The sequence below is a fragment of the Neiella litorisoli genome, from assembly GCF_014773395.1.
GTDB lineage: Bacteria > Pseudomonadota > Gammaproteobacteria > Enterobacterales > Neiellaceae > Neiella > Neiella litorisoli.
Genome location: NZ_JACXAF010000007.1, coordinates 134,256 through 153,587, shown reverse-complemented (window position 1 = coordinate 153,587; position 19,332 = coordinate 134,256). Strand labels below are relative to the sequence as shown.

The 19,332-nt window shown below is 49.9% G+C and carries 13 protein-coding genes; 7 read left to right on the top strand and 6 right to left on the bottom strand.

Features of this window, described 5'->3' with window-relative positions; translation table 11 throughout:
- The first annotated feature begins 25 nt into the window (after positions 1 to 25).
- Positions 26 to 2,551: a DNA mismatch repair protein MutS gene (gene mutS / locus IC617_RS06960; protein ID WP_224745869.1), complete on the top strand. Its 2,526-nt coding sequence runs from the start codon at positions 26 to 28 to the stop codon at positions 2,549 to 2,551.
- On the opposite strand, the gene IC617_RS19045 is transcribed toward mutS, so the two are convergent.
- Positions 2,548 to 4,290 carry an HD domain-containing phosphohydrolase gene (locus tag IC617_RS19045; RefSeq protein ID WP_191144264.1) on the bottom strand — a complete coding sequence of 581 codons (1,743 nt, stop codon included), beginning with the start codon at positions 4,288 to 4,290 and terminating at the stop codon, positions 2,548 to 2,550. The genes mutS and IC617_RS19045 overlap by 4 nt on opposite strands.
- A 321-nt stretch (positions 4,291 to 4,611) precedes the next feature.
- Between IC617_RS19045 and IC617_RS06950 the strand changes: the two genes are divergently transcribed.
- Positions 4,612 to 5,256, top strand: a complete 645-nt coding sequence (locus tag IC617_RS06950) for a DUF1707 SHOCT-like domain-containing protein (protein WP_191144263.1) — start codon at positions 4,612 to 4,614, stop codon at positions 5,254 to 5,256.
- Between the two features lie 3 nt (positions 5,257 to 5,259).
- Here the strand turns inward: IC617_RS06950 and IC617_RS06945 are convergent, their stop codons facing one another.
- Entirely contained in the window at positions 5,260 to 6,642 is a 1,383-nt protein-coding gene (locus tag IC617_RS06945; RefSeq protein WP_191144262.1) for a phosphohexomutase domain-containing protein, read from the bottom strand.
- Positions 6,643 to 6,835: 193 nt separating this feature from the next.
- Here IC617_RS06945 and IC617_RS06940 point away from each other — a divergent pair, with 193 nt between their 5' ends.
- Positions 6,836 to 7,687: a transporter substrate-binding domain-containing protein gene (locus IC617_RS06940; protein ID WP_191144261.1), complete on the top strand. Its 852-nt coding sequence runs from the start codon at positions 6,836 to 6,838 to the stop codon at positions 7,685 to 7,687.
- 134 nt (positions 7,688 to 7,821) lie between these two features.
- Here the strand turns inward: IC617_RS06940 and IC617_RS06935 are convergent, their stop codons facing one another.
- The 4 genes from IC617_RS06935 to IC617_RS06920 form a co-directional block, all read right to left on the bottom strand.
- Positions 7,822 to 9,315: a glycoside hydrolase 5 family protein gene (locus IC617_RS06935; RefSeq protein ID WP_191144260.1), complete on the bottom strand. Its 1,494-nt coding sequence runs from the start codon at positions 9,313 to 9,315 to the stop codon at positions 7,822 to 7,824.
- A gap of 18 nt (positions 9,316 to 9,333) precedes the next feature.
- A complete protein-coding gene (locus IC617_RS06930) occupies positions 9,334 to 10,590 on the bottom strand; it encodes an AGE family epimerase/isomerase (RefSeq protein ID WP_191144259.1) in 1,257 nt (418 codons plus the stop codon).
- A gap of 2 nt (positions 10,591 to 10,592) precedes the next feature.
- On the bottom strand, positions 10,593 to 11,774 hold the full coding sequence (locus IC617_RS06925) for a glycoside hydrolase family 130 protein (RefSeq protein WP_191144258.1): 1,182 nt from the start codon (positions 11,772 to 11,774) through the stop codon (positions 10,593 to 10,595).
- Positions 11,775 to 11,882: 108 nt separating this feature from the next.
- The gene (locus IC617_RS06920) at positions 11,883 to 13,286 is read right to left on the bottom strand and encodes an MFS transporter (RefSeq protein WP_191144257.1); all 1,404 of its coding nucleotides are present in this window, start codon (positions 13,284 to 13,286) and stop codon (positions 11,883 to 11,885) included.
- Between the two features lie 395 nt (positions 13,287 to 13,681).
- Here IC617_RS06920 and IC617_RS06915 point away from each other — a divergent pair, with 395 nt between their 5' ends.
- The 4 genes from IC617_RS06915 to IC617_RS06900 all read left to right on the top strand — a co-directional run bounded on the left by IC617_RS06915 (position 13,682) and on the right by IC617_RS06900 (position 19,294).
- Positions 13,682 to 14,683, top strand: coding sequence for a LacI family DNA-binding transcriptional regulator (locus IC617_RS06915; protein WP_191144256.1), 1,002 nt, complete (start codon positions 13,682 to 13,684; stop codon positions 14,681 to 14,683).
- Positions 14,684 to 14,894: 211 nt separating this feature from the next.
- Complete coding sequence (locus tag IC617_RS06910) at positions 14,895 to 16,073, top strand: AGE family epimerase/isomerase (RefSeq protein WP_224745859.1); 1,179 nt, start codon at positions 14,895 to 14,897, stop codon at positions 16,071 to 16,073.
- 10 nt (positions 16,074 to 16,083) lie between these two features.
- Positions 16,084 to 17,406, top strand: coding sequence for a glycoside hydrolase 5 family protein (locus tag IC617_RS06905; protein WP_191144255.1), 1,323 nt, complete (start codon positions 16,084 to 16,086; stop codon positions 17,404 to 17,406).
- A 19-nt stretch (positions 17,407 to 17,425) separates the two neighbouring features.
- Entirely contained in the window at positions 17,426 to 19,294 is a 1,869-nt protein-coding gene (locus tag IC617_RS06900) for a sulfatase-like hydrolase/transferase (RefSeq protein ID WP_191144254.1), read from the top strand.
- Positions 19,295 to 19,332 lie beyond the last annotated feature (38 nt).

Sequence of the window (19,332 nt, the reverse complement as noted above, 5' to 3'; positions counted from 1 at the left end):
CCTTGAGCTGACCTCCCATACACCGATGATGCAACAGTATTTACGGCTCAAAGCTGAGCATCCCAGTATCTTGCTGTTTTACCGGATGGGCGATTTCTACGAACTGTTCTACGACGATGCCGCCAAAGCCTCTGAGTTACTGGATATCTCGCTGACAAAACGAGGCAAGTCAGGCGGTAATGCGATTCCCATGGCCGGTGTGCCATTTCATGCGGTCGAAGGCTATTTGGCGCGCTTAGTGCAGCTTGGCGAGTCCGTTGCGATCTGCGAGCAAGTTGGCGATCCGGCAACGAGCAAAGGGCCAGTCGAACGAAAAGTCACTCGCATCATCACCCCCGGCACCGTCAGCGACGAAGCATTGCTGCAAGAGCGCAGCGATAACCTGTTGGCAGCCGTTTATTTCCAGAGCGGCCGTTTTGGAGTATCGACCCTCGACATCAGCAGCGGCCGCTTTCACGTTATGGAAGCTGGGTCAGCTGATGAGTTATCGTCGCAACTGCAACGGGCAAACCCTGCCGAATTGCTTTACCCAGAAGATTTCCCCTACACCGCATTGCTGCAGCAATACGCTGGTTTGCGCCGTCGTCCGGTATGGGAATTTGAACTCGACACGGCTCGTGAACAGCTCTGCCGACAGTTCAAAACCAGTAGCCTTGATGCATTTGAAGTCGACGCCATGCCACTCGGACTGGCCGCAGCCGGTTGTGTGCTGCAATACATCAAAGACACCCAGCGCACCGCATTGCCGCACATTCGCAGCATCCACCCGCATCATATTGCCGACTCGGTGCAACTCGATGCGGCAACTCGGCGCAATCTAGAGCTGACCCAGAGTTTGTCCGGCGATCAGCAAAGTTGCCTTGCGGCAGTTATTGATAAAACGGCAACAGCAATGGGCAGCCGTTTACTCAAACGCTGGTTACACGATCCACTTGCCGATCATGCTCGCTTGCAGCAGCGTCAACAAACCGTTGCCGAATTAATTGACTATGCCCTGCCCGAGCAACTGGCGCCGGTGTTACGTAATGTCGGCGATGTCGAACGTATTCTGGCGCGCGTTGCTTTGCGCTCAGCACGGCCGCGAGATTTCGCCCGTTTGCGACTGGCATTGCAGCAATTGCCAGAGCTGCAGTTAATTCTGAGCCAAGCCAATAGCGTCAAATTACAAGCGCTAGCGCAACGCTGCCCAATTCAACCCGAGCTACAACAACTACTAGAGCGAGCCATTATTGAAAATCCTCCAGTGGTGATTCGCGATGGCGGGGTGTTAGCCGAGGGGTATAACGATGAGCTCGATAAGCTGCGGGCATTGAGCCAAAACGCGACAAATTATTTGGTTGAGCTCGAAGAACGCGAGAAAGAGCGCACCGGCATTCCGACTCTCAAAGTCGGCTACAACAAAGTACACGGTTACTTTATTGAGGTAAGCCGAAGCTACGCCGATTTAGTGCCGAGCGATTACGTTCGCCGGCAAACCCTAAAGAATAATGAGCGCTTTATTCTGCCTGAGTTAAAGGCTTATGAAGACGAAGTGCTGACTAGCCAGAGTCGCGCACTGGCATTGGAAAAGCGGCTGTATGATGAATTGTTCGATCTGATCTTGCCGACGATCGAAACACTGCAAACGCTGGCGGCATCAATCGCTGAACTGGATGTATTGCAGTGTTTTGCCGAGCGCGCTCAAAGCCTCAATTACTGTTGTCCACAACTATCAGCAGAGCCGGGCATTCACATTGAAGGTGGACGTCACCCAGTAGTGGAAGCACTCAGCGACGAGCCCTTTATTGCCAACCCATTAATGATCACCCAATCGCAGCGCATGTTGATTGTCACCGGCCCTAACATGGGCGGTAAATCCACTTACATGCGGCAGATCGCGTTGATTGTGCTGCTAGCCCATATCGGTAGCTACGTGCCCGCCGAAGCCGCCACCATAGGTCCGGTAGATCGCATTTTTACCCGCATCGGCGCGTCTGATGATTTGGCCAGTGGCCGCTCAACCTTCATGGTCGAGATGACCGAAACCGCCACTATTTTGAATCATGCAACGGCCAATAGCTTGGTATTGATGGATGAAATAGGCCGAGGAACCAGCACCTACGATGGTTTATCGCTGGCGTGGGCCTGTGCCGAACAACTGGCTCAACAAATCAAAGCGATGACACTGTTTGCCACCCACTACTTTGAATTAACTCAACTCCCTGAGCTTTACAATGGCATTAGCAATGTTCATTTAGATGCGGTAGAGCATGACGACGGAATTGTCTTTATGCATGCGGTGCAGCAAGGGCCTGCGAGTAAGAGTTATGGCATTCAAGTGGCCCAATTAGCAGGCGTGCCCCAACCTGTGCTGCGACGAGCAAAGCAGAAGTTGCATGAACTAGAGCAGCTTGCGCCAGCGGAAAGCACTGCCAAAGAAGTGGGGCAACAGCTTTCCATTCTGCCCGAAGCGTCGCCAATCCTTGATGAGCTCAAACAATTGCAATTAGATGAACTGACTCCGCGACAAGCGCTGGCTTTACTCTATCGTTGGCAGCAAGAAAACCGTTAAACGTACTGGTTACGCAAGGAGCGAATGTCGTCGATATTGGCCATGAAAATATCGACCAGTTTGGGATCAAAAATCTTGCCGCGCTGCTCAAGAATGTAATGAAGCACATCCTCCTCGGGCCATGCGTCTTTGTAGCAGCGGTCCGAAGAAATGGCATCGTAGATATCGGCAAGTGTGGTGATTCGCGCAAACAGGTGGATCTGTTCCCCTTTCAAGCCTTGCGGATAACCTGAGCCATCCCAGTATTCGTGGTGTTGATGGGCGATAACACAGGCCATTTGCAGCAATTCACGATCGGAGTTATGCAAGATGTTGTGACCGATTTGGGCATGGGTTCGCATAATCTGATACTCATCATCGGTCAGCTGGCCGGGCTTGTTGAGAATGTTTTCCGGGATACCAATCTTACCCACGTCGTGCATCGGCGAGGCCGCTTCAAGCATTTTAAGAGTCTCTTCTGACAGTCCCAGTTTGGTGCCAAGAAAATAAGACACCTTGGCAACCCGCGTCACATGATTGCGGGTCTCATGGGAGCGAACCTCAATCACTTCGCCAAGAATCGTCAGTAGTTCGCGCTGCGTATCAATCACCTCGCGATCCAGCTCCATTAGCTGTCGGTTATTGGTGTTGAGGGCTCGTTGTTTTTTCAAATTGAGCAATAACAACACCAAAATCAATAGCAAAACGGCAATCACCAACAGCCCAGGGATCATCACTTTCTTGTGCTCATCCCAGAAATTCTGAGGTCGGTTAACAATTCGCGCTCCACTCGGCAAATCACTAAACGGAATGTGATGGCGGCGCAGGGCTTGATAATCGAACAAGCTCTCATCGAGAGCTAGGTTGGTCTGAAAGCTCTCCACAAACTCAGCACGCAACAACCGCAACACGCTCGTGGCCGCTTGATGGCCGATGTTCTGTGCCGACATCACCCGTCCACCAACCACCCCCGGCGCCATTTGGAACGCCCAAGAGACAAACACCGGCGTCTTTGACGACTCAGCAATGGCCATCCCAACCTCGTTTTGATGATAGGAGGAGCCATCAGCAGCGCGAAAATAAGGCAGCAGATAAACAATATCGTGACGGGAAAATCTGCTGGTCTCGGCTCGGAGCTGCGCCAGCGTGAGGCCGTTGAGGTAAACAAACTCAACCGAATCATCAAACTGCTCAGCGATTTGTTCTACTTCTTGCCGTATGGCGATCCCCGTGGTCGAGCTGTCGGCAATCACATAAATTCGCTGCGCTTGGGGCCGCAGCTGCAAGGCAAAACTAAGTGTCTGTTTGTGATCGACTAACTCAGCAATGACACTGTGAACCGGTGATTGCAAAGGCGGTGGTAAGGCGCCATTAATGCCACCCGCAACCACTTTGGCCTGTGGAAACAGGGTTGCACCATAGCGGTTATAAAACGCCATGGCATTGTTATCCGATAGGATGATGGCATCGGGTTTGTGATCGGCATATTTGTAGGTGTAAAGCTCGGCAAGGTGCGCTAAATAGTCGGGATGAAAGATATTTTTAGTATCCATAAACTCAACCCGAATACGGCTTTGTGGCGACTGCGTGGTAATCGTCTCAGTGATGCCTTGGTGGATTTCGTTGGTCCACTGAAAATCGGTTGAATAGGAATGCAGCACTAGAATATGAAAGGCTTCATCATCGGCCGACGAGGGCATGCTGAGCAGCATAGCTAGCAACAACAAGAACCCGTATTGAATGCAGTGTCTGCCAGTCACAATTATCTTGCCCTTCTTGTGCTCGCCGTCGAGGAACGGTATTCGAAATTAGATTCCATCTGTTAGCTTTAGCAAATCATGCCTCATACTGCACAAATAACTGCCCTTTCCTTGATCTGCTTCGCCATGTCCATTATTGCCAACATTTGCTGTTGGTAAGAATCACTAGTTTTCAGTGAAATTCACAATAACCTTAACCTTCGCATATTTAAATTACATGAAATTCAGCTAGTTAAATATTGGAACAAAACCTGCTTAATCGACATCTTGAGATTTGTAATTAAACTACCTGATCAAAATGATGTGCAAAAGGAAACCGCCATGCCTGTAAAACCCGAAGACAAACCGATTGAAAAGCTAAGACAAGAAACGATTGATCAGCTGATCATGAATTACGGCCATGGTGAAATCTCCATTGACGCTTTTGAACGTCGCTTGGACCAAGCAGCTGCCGCAACCAGTCATCATCAGTTAACGGCATTAACTGAAGATTTAGAGTTACAGGTTGATAACGACTACGCCGAACAAAAGCAGCACATGATGGGCTGCAACTACAAGCCCGGCGAAGCCAAAGAGTCGGAGCACATGGTCAATATTTTTAGTGGCAGCGACAGCAGTTACTTCGGTGATCTGCCCAAAGAAATAAAGTCCATCGAAGTATTTTCCGGCTCCACCATTGATTTAACAGACGCCTGCTTCCGGCAACCCAGCCTCACCATCAAGATGTTCAGCTTATTTTCTGGCCCAACCATTTATGTGCCTGAAAATGTTCGTGTCATCTCCAAAGTGTTTTGTGTCTTCGGCGCCATTACCAACAAGGCCTCACCGAATAGCATCGGTGAAGCGCCGGTCATTTACATTGAGGGTATTGCCCTGTTCAGTGGCTTGGACATTAAGCTTAAGAAAACCATCAAAGAACGAGTCAGTGAGTTTGCTCAAAGCTTGCGACGGAACTTGTTGGGGTAAGACCTAACTCATGAGTAGCGCCAGCACGAGCTGTGTTTTTTGCTTCATGAGTTGCACATCGCCACGACTTTCAACATTCAACCGCACAACTGGCTCCGTATTAGACTGGCGCAAGTTAAAGCGCCAGTTGCTAAATTCGACGCTAATTCCATCGGTATGATCAATACTAAGCGCTTCCCCCTTTAGCTTGTCTAGCACATTGGCTATAGCGGCCTGCGGATTGCTTAGCTGTTGGTTAATTTCTCCCGAAGATGGGTAGGCAGCAATTCGCTCTTTCACCAACGCCGACAACGGCATGTTTTTGACGCTCAGCAATTGGGCAACAAGAAGCCACGGGATCATGCCACTGTCGCAATAGGCAAAATCGCGGAAGTAATGATGAGCACTCATTTCGCCGCCATACACGGCATCTTGTTCACGCATGATCTGTTTAATAAATGCATGGCCAGTTTTACTTAAAATCGGTTGACCGCCAGCATGTTTCACCACATCAATGGTATTCCAGGTTAAGCGCGGGTCATGGATAATTTTGGCGCCGGGCTGGCGTTGTAAAAAGGCTTCGGCAAGTAATCCGACAATGTAGTAGCCTTCAATAAATTCACCGTTTTCATCAAACAAAAAACAGCGGTCAAAGTCGCCATCCCAAGCAATCCCCATGTCAGCGCCATGCGCTTTTACGGCATTTGCCGTTGCAGGCCGATTCTCTGGTAGTAGCGGATTAGGAATACCATTGGGGAATGTGCTATCAGGCTCATTATGAATCTTGATTAGCGACACAGGGATGTTGAGTTCCGCAAAGGCTTGCTCCAACGCATCAACAACGTGGCCAGCAGCACCATTGCCTGCATTCACCACTAGCTTGAGTGGCTTCATTAAAGACGGGTCGATGTAGCCGAGCAAGTGATTGACGTAATCCTTGAGCAAGCTCTGCTGTTGATAGCCGCCGACACTTTGGCTTGCTGATTCAGTGGTTGTTTGGCGCCATGGCGCCTGCTCTGCCAATGCCTTAATCTCAAGCAAACCATTGTCATTGCCGATTGGTCGACTGCCCTTGCAGACCAGCTTCATACCGTTGTAATCGATTGGGTTATGGCTAGCGGTGACTTCTACGCCGCCATCAACCCCAAGATGAAAGGTGGCAAAATAAATTTCTTCAGTACCGGTTAACCCCAAGTCAATCACAGCAGTACCGGCATCTCTTAGACCTTGCGCCAAAGCGAGCTTTAACGATTCACTCGTTGCGCGGGCATCGCCCCCCACAACGACCTGCTTGGGTTGCAATACCTCACCATAAGCACGGCCGATATCGTAGGCAATGTGTTGATTCAGTTCAGCGCCTAACTGGCCACGAATATCGTAGGCCTTAAAGCAAGTTAGCTCGGTCATAGTCAGTGTTACTCCATTGGCTAAAGCGGTTCAAATCGCATTTATTTTGTTCGACATACAAGCTAATTCAGTTTGTAAAAACAATGTAACCAACCTCTCAGTTTGGAACCGTTTACAAATTAAACCGCTTGATTATTAAAAGTTCAATGGCATTATTTGTAGCACAAAGATGTAACCGTTTACAGGATTAATCATGAAGTTATTGACCTTAATACTGCTGACCGCGTTGACCACCCTTTCAGCTCACGCCACACCATTGGTACACAACAAACTACAGAACAGTAAAGACCAGTATTTCATCGAGTTGATTGAACTGGCACTAAGCAAAGTTGGTAAAACCAAGTCCTTTGAGCTGCAGCAAACCAGCGAAACACTCAATCAAGATCAACTAGTTGAAGGGATAAAGTTTGGCAGTGTGTCAATCCTGTGGGCGGGGACGCAACCAACCTACGAACAAAATTTACGGCCCATTCGAGTGCCGTTGTTAAAAGGCCTTCAGGGTCATCGATTATTTATTATCAACAAACACAACCAAGCAAATTTCCATCGAATTCATTCTCTTGCTGACTTAAAGACGTTAAATGCCGGACAAGGCCGATCGTGGGGTGATACCCAGATTTTGCGCGACGCCGGTTTAAACGTAGTAACCGCAGTGAAGAAAGAAAGCTTGTTTTACATGGTTGATGGAGGCCGTTTTGATTATTTTCCACTGGCCGTTCATGAACCTTGGGACGAAATCCGCGCACGTCCAGATTTAGAGTTGAGCGTTGATAAAGAGTTACTGCTGATCTATCCCATGCCGATGTATTTCTTTGTTAGTCGAGACAACGAAGAATTAGCCCAAGCCATTGAACAAGGTCTGAATTTAGCCATCGCCGACGGCAGCTTTGATCAGGTGTTTTATCAAGCGCCACATATCAAGTCGGCATTGCAGCAAGCACAGTTGGCCAATCGCCGCGTCATTGAAATCAACAACCCCAATTTATCGCCAGCAACACCGCTGGATCGTAAAGAACTCTGGCTCGACCTAGCCAAAGTGATGTAATCCAACCCCACGAGCTCTTGCTCAACCCCATTTGCCCCTGTCTCTCCAGCAGGGGCTTTTTTATGGCAAAAAAATCCCCGCTCGATGGCGGGGGCGACATTCAAAGTCCAAGGGGGGAAGCAGTAATTTGCTCGCTAGGGTTGTTGGTACGACTGCACATTCGATGGTACCGATTGACCCGATTCATTAAAGGCTGTCACTCGGTAATAGTAGGTTTCACCAGCGGCACGCGGCATGGGATCGGCGAACAACACATGGCTGGCAGGATCAAAGCCGTTGCGGCCATCTGAGATACCATCACCAATTACCTGCCACGGGCCCGATTGACTAGTCGCACGCTCAAAGCGATACCAGCGGCCAACTGGCGCCCCCAGCCATTTCAGGTTATCCGGCGTGTCAATTGCTCGTAACGTCGGCGCTTGCGGAGCAGGTAATGGCTTCACTGTATCTTCACCGTTCATCTGTGCAATGGCGGTGCGAACTACATCAACAACCGCTTGCTCTTCATTGCGGAAGCCTTCTGGGAAGCCTGGTAAATGATAGCTATAGTGACCGGTGTATTCGCGATGCCAATAAAACCCGCCGTCATGACGACGCCCGCGGAAACCCCAGATAAAAGCACCGGCCGCTTTCGCGCCTTTGTATTCTTCATGCACTGCCGCTTGCATCACCGAGTTGAGGAAGTCAGCTGATTCCAAACCAAACTCGCCGACGAAGTACACTTTTTTGCCATCAATGGCGCGTAAATTCTTGCGTACTTCATCAGGGTTATTGTTCTTATTAACCGTGTAGAAATGGTTAGAAATGATGTCAACGTTCGGATCGGTTTTCGAAAATTCGTTAATTTTCAGGTAAGTGCCATCCATCACCAATTGATTCGGTGCCAGCTGTTTAATGTGGGCTGCGGTTTGTCGAACAAAAGCTTCCGTGGAACCCTTTAATTCATTACCGGTTTCCCACGCCATGATGGCTTTTTCTTGATTGTACTTGCGACCGGTAATGGTGTTGGTGCGGTTAATTACTTGACTGATGATGTGCTTATAGGCTGCGTAGGTTTTACTATTGGTGTCGTAAAAGTCGTCTTCACTTTCACCATAAAACGCCGCTAATTGTTCGCGTCCGCCCCACCATTTCCAGTGGTCGATGAATGGCAAGATCAACCGCAGGCCGTGCTTGTCTGACAACGCAATCATGCGGTCGTAATGAACCATGGCCACTTCGTTCAGGCGCGGCATACCGTCTTTGCTAGTCGGCGGTAAAATATGGGTTTCGCGCTCACAGGCTTCATCATATGGTGTAGCCACTGACAATACGTATACCCGCATTGCCTTATGACCCGTTAATACCAACGACTGAATCCAATTGTCTTGTTCATCAGCCGTTGGCCATTGAAAATATTGGCCCCAACCGCGCGGATCGGCTTGACACACGCCACGCGCATCATTTTCGATACGGTGCAGTTCCGGTGCATGGATCCCAGCAAATCGAAATACTTGGTCACCATCTTTTAATTGATGACCATCTCGGGTAATAAAGTGGTCAAAAGCAAGGGTTGGCGCAGCGAATGACGCAGCCAATGCCGCAACCAAGACTTTTTTACGAACACGGCCAAGGGTCAATTTTTTCATACTTCTACCTGTCGTTGTTTAGTTGTTTTTGTGTTGGATGCGATCAACTAACTTGCAGATCTCCATCATCGCCCGACCATTGTGGTACGGCGCTTTCCAGCCTCCTGCTTTGTAGACTTCCGGATGATTGGCTTGATCGATTGTTGCCAACCAATGCCATTCGCCGAACTCCACATCCTTGTGGAAGTCACAGATAAACTGCCAAATGCTCTCGTACAGAGGGAGCAACTCTTCGTTACCATTGAGGTAATAAGCATTAAGGAAACCAACCAATGCTTCAGCCTGCACCCACCAATGGCTCTCAGGATGGTTAGTGCGCTTGATGCAATCAAACTGGTCTAGCACCTGACCACGCTCGCCAATACCTTCGGCCAATGTGGTATCCGCTAACTTCAACACCACTGGCGTTAATCGCTGTAACCGCTCTTCGTCACCCAAGGCTTCCAAAGCTTCAAACAACAACCAACTGCATTCAATATCATGGCCGTAGGACCACAAGGTCGACTTATCTTGCCAATCCATTTCCATAAACAGCCGTAAGTGGCCGCTGTCATGGTCAATGATGCGGTCATTAAACAGATCGATTAGGTTTGCTAACGCTTCGGCGGTTTGCGCCGTCGGTGCCACCAAATGCAAACTGGTGTAAGCCTCAAGCACATGCAAATGGGTGTTCATGGTCTTCGGCAAGTTGTCGTCTTTATCACTCAGACGAACATCGGCCAGCGCCTGCCAGTCTTGGCTCAGCGCTTCGACATAACCATTGCGCTCATGGTCGCGCGCATGCTTTTCCAGCAAGCCAAAGTATTCTTGCGCTTTGGCTAAAGCTTGCGGGTTGTTGGTCAACTTGTAGTAAGCCGACAGTCCATAAATGGCAAAACTAATGGCATAGGTTTGCTTTTTGCCATCGGTCACCTGGCCTTGGTGGTCGAGCTGCCACACCACGCCGCCCTGTTCTTTGTCATCAAAGTAGCGCAGCAGATAGTCAAAAGCGCGGGTTGCTAGCGCCTCGTAGCGCTCTGATTTGCTGCCTCTCCCTTTCAAGCTCTTCGTTTTCAAGAAATGTGCATACTCAGAGAAAAACCAAAGAATGCGGGTGTTCTGAATGATGCTTTTTTCCGACTCAATGACCGGCGTATTATTCCGGCCAACTTCGCCATAAAAGCCACCATGGTGCTCATCAACTGTGTAGGTCGCCCACCAATCGGCAATACTTTCCGCTTCTCGGCGAGCGGCTTGTTGCCAGTCGATCAGCTGCGGCGCTAGAACCTCGCTCATGATCAGGCTCCGCTTTTCAGAAATGCCAAGTTGGCATCGATCAGCTTATTGCGCTCAATCACCGACGTAGCTGAACGAAGCCCATCTTCCGGCGTGTTTTTGCAATAGTCGATCAACTGATCAACGGTTGAAGTCGCAACATGCATCCGAGTGTCTGATGATGCGTAGTAGATAAACACTTCATTGTTTTCGTTAACGACCCAACCATTGGCAAAGGTCACGTTCGACACGTCGCCAACCCGTTCCGCACCTTCTGGAGCGATGAAATGACCGGCAGGCATGTGCGTTACTTTCCAAGGCTGATCTAAATCGGTCATGAACATATACAGCACATAGCGCAAACCAGCGGCGGTGTTACGCACTCCATGAGCTAAGTGCAACCAGCCCTCACTGGTTTTGATTGGCGCTGGCCCTTGGCCGTTTTTGATTTCTTTGATGGTGTGGTAGACCTTGCCATCGACAATCAACTCTTCTTTGATTTCAGCATGTTCCATGCTGTCAGCTAGGCCCCAGCCAATACCGCCGCCACTGCCAACCGAAATAAAGCCGTCTTGCGGGCGGGTATACAGTGCGTACTTGCCATCTACAAATTCAGGATGCAACACCACGTTGCGCTGCTGACCTGAGTAAGTAATCAGATCAGGCAAGCGCTCCCAAGTCACTAGGTCTTTCGTACGCGCGATACCGCACTGAGCCTCTGCAGCAGACAAGTCATGGGGTTGAGTTTCATCTTTGCGTTCGGTACAGAACAAGCCGTAAATGTAACCGTCTTCATGAGCGGTTAAGCGCATGTCGTACACGTTAGTGTCGGGGCGATCGGTTTCTGGCATGGTCACTGGATGCGACCAGAACTTAAAGTTATCCACGCCGTTCGGGCTTTCAGCTACGGCGAAGAACGACTTGCGGTCATTCCCTTCGACCCGAACCACCAATAGGTATTTGCCGTCTTTGTAAATGGCTCCAGCATTTAAAGTGGCGTTAATTCCCTGACGCTCCATTAAAAATGGATTGGTTTCAGGGTTTAAGTCGTAACGCCAAGTCACTGGCACATGGGCGCGGGTCACAATCGGATTTTGCCAACGCTGGTAAATGCCATTGTTTTTTGCCTGCGGCGCATTGGCTCGGCTCAGCAACTCTTCTTGCTGGGCAAACAGTTCGTTCACTAACGCTTTGTAATCACTCATTTTCTGTATCTCAACTTGTCTTTGCTATTGGTTACAACCAAATCGTAACCGTTTACATTTTAATCTAAATTTTTTACGCGCTGGCGAGCCAGCGCACATACTCAACAATTAGTTTGGTGATTGCTCACTGACGCGGCGAGCATCGAGCTCTTCGCTGACTTTCAACATGTAATGGTCGGTGAGTTTGTAGAAGATCATAAACAAACCTGACAACGCCGCACCGATGGCAGGCAAAAAGCTCACCATATAGCGCAGCCCTTCTTTGGCGAATTCAGTTTGTTCCGCATTGGCTTCATAACCGAAGAACGCCAATGTCCAGCCTGTTAGCGCGCCGCCCAAGGTCCATCCCATTTTTTGCGAGAAAGACGATGACGAGAAGATCAGGCCAGTCGAGCGGCGGCCCGTTTCATACTCAGAATAATCGGCAATATCGGCATACATCGACCACAGCAATGGGAAAACGATACCGGCACAGGCACTGATCAGCACTTGCAACACCAACATCAACATGATTTGGTCTTGGCTTAAAAAGAAGAAAAACACGCTTAATCCAGCCGCCAGGAACATTGCCACCATAAAGGTATTGCGCTTGCCAATGAGCTTGGAAATTGGTTGCGCTAGCACCACACCAATAATGTTGGCGGCCTGACCCAGTACCAGATAGGCAGTGGTCATACCGAAAGTCATGCCCATGATGGCAAGATCATCAGCTTGGACAAAATACTTAAAATAGAACACGGCCGCGCCATCGCGCATGCTGTTGAAGATCAGCGTCGATAAAGCGGCGCCGAGCAAAATAAACCATGGCTTATTGGTGGCGAGGTTTTTCAAGTCCTCTTTCAAGTTGCTCTTTTGTGCAACCGGCGGTGCTATGCGCTCACGCGTCCAAGAGAACGTCATGTAGAACAAGAACGCCGCGATACAGCCATAGACCATCATGGTCATCATCCAACCCAGCTGTGGATCTGGCGTGGCTGACATATTGGTGAAAAAGTTGGTTAACGGATCGACCAAGACAAACGCAAAGATACTGCCGGCAAAGGCAAACACCATGCGGAATGATGCTAACGAGGTGCGATCTGAACTGCTCGATGACATCACCCCAAGTAAAGAGGCGTAAGGTACGTTAACCGCCGTGTACGCCATCATCATTAGGGTATAGGTGACATAGGCATAAGCTAACTTCGCCGTTGGCGACCAATCAGGAGTAGTAAAAGTCAGCACCCCAATTACCGCAAACGGTATTGCGCCCCACAGCAGGAAAGGCCGAAACTTGCCCCAACGGGTATTGGTTCGGTCGGCAATCACCCCCATCACGGGGTCATTAGCGGTGTCCCAAATTCTGGTCAGCAGGAACATGGTGCCCACCGCCGCCGCCGAGATGCCAAACACATCGGTGTAGAAGATCAGTAGATAGACCGAAAACATCTTCCAGAACATTGATGAGGCAAAGTCACCAAAGCCATAACCTATTTTTTCTTTCACTCTTAACTGGTTTTCTGCTGAAGTCATATCACTATCTACTGCCAGGCAAACGGAACAAATAAAAACCGAGCGCTACTGCGACTCGACCGACAACGACTAGGTTGAATGGCTGCCTCTATTTTTGTGAAGACGATCACAACAAAATGAAACAGCGATCGGCCAAAAATCAAAATTCAGCGCTCAACCCTAATCCATCAAACATCCACAAAAACAAAATTAAATTAATTATTTTCAGTAGCTTAATGAATATTTATCGCATCTTTCGCAAAATCAATACGTCAACCTTAACCGGTTACATTTTTCATTTCCACTATTTTCCGTAGTGCAAAACTGAAATTTGTGAGATCGATGTAATATGTTACATTCTGCTAGTGACAGAGCAGAATTGAGCTAAGCAAAGTATTCTCAGGGGTGGCTAAAAGATGTCGAACATTCGTGATGTAGCAAAGGTTGCAGGCGTTTCTATTGCAACTGTGTCGAGAGCTCTTAGTGCTCCGGAAACGGTTTCAAAGAAAAGCTTAAAAAAAGTGCACGATGCCATCGAGCAAGTGCAATACAAACCCAATATGCTGGCTCGAAATTTTCGCCGTCACCGCGCTTTTACTATTGTCGTGCTGGTGCCGAATATGGCCAACACCTTCTTTGCCACTGTCGTGCGCGGCATTGAGGATGTCATGCAGCAGCACGGGTTTGGCGTGCTACTTGGTGATACACGCGATCAGCGCAAGCGCGAAGAAGAATACCTGAAACTGGTTGAAACCCGCCAGGCCGACGGCGTGATTCAATTGCGCCCTTATTGGGAGGGCGATTCAATACTGCCAAAAGACGACATCATTGCGGTCAATGCCGCCGGCTGTGAAGACACTCCTTACCCTTGCGTTCGCATTGACAATGCTGGCGCGGCAAAAACAGCAACCGATTACCTGCTGTCACTGGGTCATAAACGAATTGGCGTGATCACTGGTTTATCTGAAAACCCCCACACCATTGACCGCCTTAAAGGCTACCGCCAATCCCTTACTGACGCTGGCATCGAGTGCTGCGACGAATGGGTTGCCGAAGGCGAATTTACCATGTGGTCCGGGCTCAACGCAGCTCAGCACTTTATTCGACTGGCGCCAGAAGAACGACCTACCGCCATTCTGTCAATGAACGATGAAATGGCCATTGGTGCCATTAAAGGCTTCCGCGCAGCCGGTATTAAAGTACCGGAGGACATGTCGATTATCGGCTTCGATGACATTGAAGTATCGCGCTATGCCGAGCCAGCCCTGACGACCATCGCCCAGCCCGCTGAAGAAATCGGCAAAGCAGCAGCGAATATGCTTTTACGCCTCATCGAAGGCAAAGAGCTACGCCAATCAGACTATATCTTGCCGTATGAGTTTGTTGTTCGTTCAAGCTCAGTGCCCTTTACTGGCTAACATCACCCTAAGATACTGAAATAAAGTAGAGCCCTACCTACCTCTCAGACACGAGACACCTGTGATCTCTGACACGTCGATCTGAAAATGATCTTGAAACGAAACTGTAACCGTTTACAATATTTCGTAAACGGTTACATTTTTATCATTGTTACGCCCCAATTAAGCCCAACCGGCCGATGACAATGAGTGTTTTTGAAGAGAAGATGACATGCAGCAAATAGCCACGCTTGCGCAACAGGTGGATCGATTCCAGCATTGGATGGTGGATCAAGCCTTGCCACTTTGGACCTCTACCGCAATCGAACCCAATACTAATGCGGTCTACGAACGCCTGACCTTTAGCGGAGAGCCAGACAAAGCGGTTGCCAAACGAATCCGAGTTCAGGCTCGGCAAATGTTCAGCTTCTGTATTGCCGAAGAATTTGGCTGGACCGGCAGCAATCGCCGTTTGGTCAGCGACATCTGGCGCTTTACTCGGCTTCATGGCCACCATCCTGAGCATCAACACAGTTACGCGCATTTAGTCGATGCCAGCAATCAGACCGCGGATAGCAAACAAGATTTGTACGATATCGCGTTTCACTTGCTCGCCGCAGGTGCCCGCTATCGGCTCTACCGGCAGACCATCGACATCCGCCACGCCGAGCGCCTGCTGGCCCACATCGATGAGCACTTTGCCGCCGATAACGGCGGCTGGCATGAGGGCGATTATGACGCGCCGGTGCGCCGACAAAACCCTCACATGCATTTGTTTGAAGCCTTTATGACACTCTACGAAGCGAGCGGCGATGGCCGTTGGCTAGCCAAAGCTGGCGAGATTTTTACCTTGTTCCGCAAGGTGTTCTTTGATCATAAAGACGGTGTTTTATTGGAATTCTTTGACCACAACTGGCAGCCAGCTTTAGTCGATGGCCAAACCGTGATTGAACCCGGCCATATGTTCGAATGGGTTTGGTTACTGGACTGGTACAGCAGCCTGACCGGCGTCAAGGTGCAACATTTCTGCCAACGGCTCTATCAAAATGGCTTGTTGATCGGCAAGGAATCGAGCAGTGGCTTAATCTATGACGCCACCACCCCACAAGGTGAAATTATCCACGCCACCAAACGCAGTTGGCCAATGACAGAGCTGATCAAAGCCAGCCTGGTATTGGCAAAGTGGCAGCCGGACATCTACGAACAAAAGGCCGCCGATGCCATCGAACTGCTGTTCCAATATTACATCGAGCCTGCCACTCGCGGTGCGTATGTCGATCAGCTCGATGGCAACAACGCGATCTGCTCAGATGTGGCACCCGCTAGCACCCTGTATCACCTGATAGTCGCCCTCGCCAAATCAGTGCGCTATCTCGACCGCTCCGGTCTCCGTCAGTCCTCACCGAATTAAGGATTTTGGGATGAAACACCTGTTGAAATTTGTCGCTACGGCGGCGCTTTTGTCGCAGTTAGGCTGCCAAAGCCAACTGACCACGCCAGACACCGCAAGCGCGGCGACCAATGATTCCTTTGTCAGCGTTGCCCAAGGCGAGTTCGTTCGCAATGGCAAGCCCTACCAATTTGTTGGCTTTAACTACTGGTACGGTCCGCTGCTTGGTACCAGTGAGGAAGGCAAAGCGCGGATGATCCGCGAACTCGATTTGATGCAGCAATATGGCATCACCAACTTGCGCATTCTCGCCGGCGGTGATGGCGGAAAAACCGATTCCATGGTCAATCCAGCCTTGCAATATGAACAGGGAAAATATGATCAAGCATTACTTGAAGGGTTGGATTTCCTGCTGGCAGAAATGGCCAAGCGCGATATGGTCGCGGTGCTGTATCTAACCAACAATTGGATTTGGTCCGGTGGTTTCGCTCAGTATTTGGAATGGAATGGTTATGGCGACATTCCTAGCCCGTTCTTACCCCCCTATGACTGGGACAAGTTTCAGGATTACACCATGCAGTTCCATTCCTGCGAGCCATGCATGGATGCATTTGCTAACCACGTTGATTTCATTATTGGCCGCACCAACAGTGTGACTGGCGTCAAATACACCGACGATCCAACCATTATGTCGTGGCAAGTTGCCAATGAGCCTCGGGTTCGCAATGCCGAACATGCGCCAGCATTCATTGCTTGGCTTAATCGTACTGTCAGCCAGATTAATGATTTAGCCCCTAATCAGCTGATTTCGACCGGTGCCGAAGGCGAAGCGGGCACTTACCGCGACATTGAACAATGGAAAAAGGTTCACGCCAATCCCGATATCGATTATCTGACTATCCATGTGTGGCCGAAAAACTGGTCTTGGTACGATCCCAACAACGAACAAGCGTCGACGCAAATCGCCATTGACAATGCCAAAGATTATATCGCCCGCCACTTAGCGGTCGCGAAGCAACAACAACGGCCGGTTGTTCTGTCTGAGTTTGGCTTCCCACGCAATCAAGAAAAGCTCGAACGCGATGCTGACGTCACCTATCGCAATATATTCTTCAAAGGCGTGTTTGGCGAACTGCTCGCCACCGACGATCGCACCTTTGCTGGGGTCAACATCTGGGGGTTTGGTGGTGAAGCCAAACCAGCCAAAGATATGACCACAGGCAAATGGCAAGCAGGCGATGACTTCTCTGGCGATCCACCGCAAGAGCCTCAAGGGCTGAACTCAGTGTTCTCAACCGATACCAGTACCTTAGCGCTCATCAAACAATTTAATGATGACATGCAACAGCGTTAACCTTGCAGCACCGGAGTAAATGATGAAGTTTCTCGTGACATTTACCTGGGTATTCGCAGCCGCCTTTGTGGCGGCTGTTTCGCCTACTCAGGCTGCGAAACAACCTAATATTATTTTAATCACCGCTGACGACATGGGGTTTGATGACCTTGCCATACATGGCAATCCGGTGATCACCACGCCACACCTCGATCAGCTGGCCACCCAGTCCGTTCAGTTTTCCGACTTTCAGGTAACACCGGTCTGCTCCACCACTCGCGCTGCGCTATTGACGGGTCGTCATCATTACAAAACTGGCGTGTCCGGCGTTCACGGTGGTCGTGATTTTATGAAGCTCGATGAAGTACTGATTTCACAGCTACTCAAAGACAATGGCTACGCCACTGGCACTTGGGGTAAGTGGCACGTTGGCAAAACGGCGGGCTACTTCCCTTGGGATCGCGGCTTTGACCAAGGCTATTACGCCGAGCTATATGTCCACCAAAACAGTTCGGGGTTACTCAATGGCAAAGCAGTAAAGCATGACGCTTGGGTGTCCGACGTGATCACCCAATACGCCATCGACTTTATCGACGACCATAAAGAGCAGCCGTTTTTTGCCTATTTGAGTTTTCTTGCGCCGCACGAACCGTGGTTGGCTCCCGATGAGTTTGTCGAGCCGTACCGCCAAAAAGGCCTGCGCGAACCGGTTGCGCAACTGTATGGCATGATCAGCGAAATGGACCACCATATTGGTCGCCTGATGCATCACCTCGATGAAGCCGGCTTGGCAGACAACACCATTGTGCTGTTCTTATCAGATAATGGCCCTTGGTTTGATTCGAGTAACTTGGGCGCCATGACGCAACAAGAATGGCAACAACGAAATCCGAGTCAGCTCAACGGTAACAAAGGCCAAGCTTGGCAAAACGGTATCAAGTCACCGTTGTTCGTGCGCTGGAAAGGGCAATTTCCGGCGGGCAAGGTTCATCACTTAACGAGCGTCATGGATGTCGTGCCGACCCTGTTAGAACTGACGGGTACTGAACGGCAAGTGGCCAATCTGCCACTCGATGGCGGCAGTTTCGCTGCATCATTACAACAACCAAAACAGGCCAGAGCCATTGAGCGACCAACGCCAGTGATGGTTGCAAGTCATGATGTCATTTGCCAAAAGTCATTGTTTAACCAATGGACGCCGGTAGATGACGTTGCCAAGCGGGCAATTAAACCAAGCGAGCAATGGGTGGCATGGCGCACCGAACAATACAAGTTGCATCAATTCCCACCGATGGACCGTGCAGGTTACCCTCGCCCACACAATGGCTACGTGTTGGTCGATATGAAAGCCGACCCAAAAGAGCGAACCAATATCTACTTGCAACAACCGGAGCTTGCCAAGCGCCTAACTGCGGATCTGCTGGCCGGCTACCAAGCCATAATCGACAGCCCCGAAAGCTATAAACCACCGGTTTACCAAATTGCCCTAGAACAAGCGGAAGTTTCTGTGGTCAATGCTTTTGGACCATCGGCGACGTGGGGCAATACGCGCAGCAAAGCCCATACCCTCAGTCAGCTGCAACATGCTGGCGATGGTGCCTTGTACGATATTGAAGTGCATCAGGCAGGTCGCTACAGAATCTACCTCAAGCAACGCCAAGCCATTGCCAGCGCCGGTATCCAAGTGAAGTTAAAGCTCGATTCACAACGGCTCGATAAGCAACTTGATGAAACCGAGTTGCAGTTACTTGGCGAGCTTGAACTGACCACTGGCATACAGCAATTTAGCTTTGAAGTGACTGGCAACCAAAGTATGAAGCATTGGGCGTCAGTCGATGGCTTACGGCGCTTTTTCTTCGTCAAAGTAGACAGTCAAGCACAACCCAGCGATCTGCCGCTGCCAAACTAGTAAACTTGGTTGACAGGCGCTACAGTCGAGACAGTTCT